We start from the raw sequence: 3,285 nt of genomic DNA, 5'->3' as shown, positions 1-3,285 counted from the left end.
GGACTAATATTTGATTTCTGAAAAAGCTCGGTACAACTCGAAAAGCCTAATTCCTTATTCCCTACTCCCTACTCCCCACTCCCCGCCTACGTAAATAATTTCAAAAATCAAATACGATTCCTATATGTCTTGCAAACTATTACTCAGTATTTGAGCTAAAGTTTCTATTTTGTTAAACCAAGCAGTTTTATCATTTGTGTTTAACGAAAAATCAGGAAACTCTTTTAAATACTCCATTGCCTGCCAATTTTTAATTGTAGCATCACTATCTGTAAGCTTTAACCAGCCTTTAGAAAGGCTAAGATTTAGTATATTAAATTCTCCTTGTTCAGATACCTCCCAAATAAATGGATAAATATATCCACCATCTTCATGTCCAGATAATTTAAAGTTTGAAATAGGCTCAATAATAACTTGTAGTGTTCCTAAAATTTGCTCTGTTGTTGGTTGCATGGTGTAATAAGTAGGTTTTACTTTTTGCAGATAGTCTCTACATTAATAGAATGACTGTTTTATAACGATGCTTGTAGCAAAGCAGATTGAAACGGTTGCAACAGAATACCGATAATTTTATCAACATCATTGATGTAGTATTCAACTATGTCAATGTATGCTGTTAATCCTTCCAACATTAAAAATCGCCAGTTGGTTCCACTAGTGACAACTCCATAGATTGTCTTAACTTCTTGTTGAGTATCTTGATTGAAGAATTGGGCAGCTAGCATAGTAGCAATACATTGTCCTAAACCACCTTTGATATTTTCATTTTTGGCCTCAACAATTGTAAGGACAGGCGCTTTAATGTAAAATTGTTCTTCAGAACCACAGAGAATGAAATCACAAAATCCATTCAATCCTTTACTACTATCTACATCAAAATCTGTTCCAGAAAACAGTGATATTTGATAATTTAGCTGTCGCCTAACTTCCGTAAGAACTGGCATAATTAGTAATTCGGAACGGGCTTTTTCAGTGTTGATGGCAGTTGCTAGTTGAGTATATTCTTCTAAGAGCGTTGTTAAGGTACCAGAAGGTTGAATAGGCGACACATCTTTGAATAGATTGCGCTTTTCATCAATTACAAGTTGAAACGTTTCTCGAACTTTGGCAAGTGTGAAATCACTGTATGCCATCTGCAACATCCTCAATTATTCACAAGTTATACCAATTCTCTAAAATCTAGCAACAAATTCAAACTCTGAAACCCACACTAAATCTGACGGATCTTAATTACGAATTACGAATTACGAATTACGAATTGGTATTACAGCAGTTTTCATGTATTTGAACCACATCTATCGTAGGGGCACAGCATTGCTCATACGTGTCAACTTAAGCTAAAAGTAGCTTAACTGAAAGCTTCCTCACCCGCCTCGAACTAAAGTTCAAGGCTCATAGCTAAAGTCTACTGAAGTAGACTAAAAATTTTTGGCTATATTTAGTCATCTTCAGATGACTTCCGCTATTAGCAAGGAACTTCAGTTCCTTGCGGGACATGACTTTTACGTTAAGTTGACACCAATGAGCTGGCTCGTGCCCCTACCGCGTGGTCTATTTACCTGAAAATAGCTGTAACTCTAGCGGCTGCGCGAACAATCCGGTTGCTATCTTGGGCAAGTTGCTGGCGTAATTCGCTAGGAGTCCCTGAATTATCAGCAACGGCGTAGCGTTCCAGCCAGGATGCAGACTGCGCTGCTTGAGTCAAGACTTCATGGGGAGTTAGCGGGTGGAGGAGTGTCACGAACCGGACAAAGGCATTTTCTGAACTCGCGTATTCTGCAAGTATGCTTAGTGAACTACCTACGCTCCCGCTTCGCGGTGAGCGTAGGCAACAGTCCAACAGAAAGCGCAGTAGTGGATTTCTTGCGTCCTCCCTTACTCCGACTTACATCTGGGCGACAGGCTTTATCCCCCGTTCCAGAGGTCAAAATACGTAGTCCCTCATCTCTGAGGTTGATACTTGCGTTCACATCCCGATCATGTCTAGTTTGACACTTTTCGCAAGTCCAAAATCTTACATCCAGTGGTAAACTACCAACTTGATTAAGGCAGACATGACAGGTTTTTGAACTAGGAAAAAATCTATCCACTTCTTGGTAAATCTTTCCTGACATCTCTGCCTTATATTTAAGCATTGTGCAAAACATTCCCCACCCTACTTGATGGATGGATTTAGCCAAACAATGGTTTTGCATCATGCCCCTAACATTAAGATTTTCAACCACAATAACTTGGTTTTCGTTAACTATCCTACGAGATAGCTTGTGTAGAAAATCTTCACGGCAGTTAGTAATTTTTCTATGAACAAAGCCAACTTTTTTTCTAGATTTAATACGGTTATTAGAGCCTTTTTGTTTTCTAGATAGTTGTTGCTGTTTTAGCTTCAGATTAAACTCATGTTTATTTAGTATTCTCGGATTGTCAAATTTAGAACCTTTGCTATAAATGAGTTTAACATAATATTTGTTCGTTTCCTCCATGTCCTTCTCCCTCTTTCCCTTGCAGGGAAAATCGGTCAAAGAACTGTCGTCAACTCACCCGTAATTCATCTCATCACTCGTCCTTGCGGACTGAGTCAGAGGCTTCTTACGGAGTTAGCTAAATCATCAGTGCTGGGGTTGTAGAGGCGGTTGAGTCCGCGCAACGTGGGACTAGTTTGGCGTGTGGTGGGTTGGACAACTAAATCGCGGAGGCTTTCGCGGATGGGTGCAGGGGTGTTAGGATTTTGAGCAACTGCGCGGCGGACTTCGACTTTTTCATCGTTTGCCAATTGTGTCAGTATTGTTTCAGGTAGGTTAGAATTGCTAGCCACAGCAGTACGTACACTGGGGTTTTCGTCACCTGCAAGAAATTGTAAAACAGTAATTGTTGTATTGGGGTTAGTCGCTACTTTGATTCGCACCTCTACTTGTTCATCCTGCGCCAATAATTCCAAAACGCTTACAGGTGCGTTGATTGTAGCAGCAACTTCACGCACGGATATTTCCGCATCTTCTGCTAACTGTAACCACAACGCCTCTGTCAAATTGGGATGGCGGACTAAATAAACACGCACTTCTACACAAGGATCTTGGACAAGAATGCTCAGTAATTGCGGTGTTAAGCTAGGGTTGTATGCAAGCGATCGCACTATATTATCATCGGTTGTGGGTGGAATAATCGAACGAGGATCGGGTGTTGCACCAATAAATTCTCTTCTTGCTAAAATCTCCAATGCAATACCTCTATTCGCACGCCAATCGAGAAATTTTTGTAACCTAACAGATCCCCCACTTCGTAAAAGTT

At 40.4% G+C, this 3,285-nt stretch carries 5 protein-coding genes; all 5 read right to left on the bottom strand.

Translation table 11 applies throughout. From position 1 onward, the window contains the following. Positions 1 to 120 precede the first annotated feature (120 nt). Complete coding sequence (locus tag LC574_RS32435; RefSeq protein WP_229457704.1) at positions 121 to 453, bottom strand: hypothetical protein; 333 nt, start codon at positions 451 to 453, stop codon at positions 121 to 123. 59 nt (positions 454 to 512) lie between these two features. Next, the gene (locus LC574_RS32430; protein ID WP_229457703.1) at positions 513 to 1,133 is read right to left on the bottom strand and encodes a hypothetical protein; all 621 of its coding nucleotides are present in this window, start codon (positions 1,131 to 1,133) and stop codon (positions 513 to 515) included. A gap of 422 nt (positions 1,134 to 1,555) precedes the next feature. Next, positions 1,556 to 1,705: a hypothetical protein gene (locus LC574_RS32425; protein WP_229457702.1), complete on the bottom strand. Its 150-nt coding sequence runs from the start codon at positions 1,703 to 1,705 to the stop codon at positions 1,556 to 1,558. Between the two features lie 91 nt (positions 1,706 to 1,796). Next, on the bottom strand, positions 1,797 to 2,480 hold the full coding sequence (locus LC574_RS32420) for a transposase (RefSeq protein ID WP_229457701.1): 684 nt from the start codon (positions 2,478 to 2,480) through the stop codon (positions 1,797 to 1,799). Between the two features lie 95 nt (positions 2,481 to 2,575). After that, positions 2,576 to 3,285: HEAT repeat domain-containing protein (locus LC574_RS32415; protein WP_267871749.1), on the bottom strand; the 710-nt coding region annotated here is incomplete at its 5' end.

It is taken from the genome of Nostoc sp. CHAB 5715 (assembly GCF_020829685.1).
GTDB lineage: Bacteria > Cyanobacteriota > Cyanobacteriia > Cyanobacteriales > Nostocaceae > Nostoc.
The sequence above is the reverse complement of the archived record's forward strand: the minus strand, read 5'-3'. Positions and strand labels throughout refer to the sequence as shown.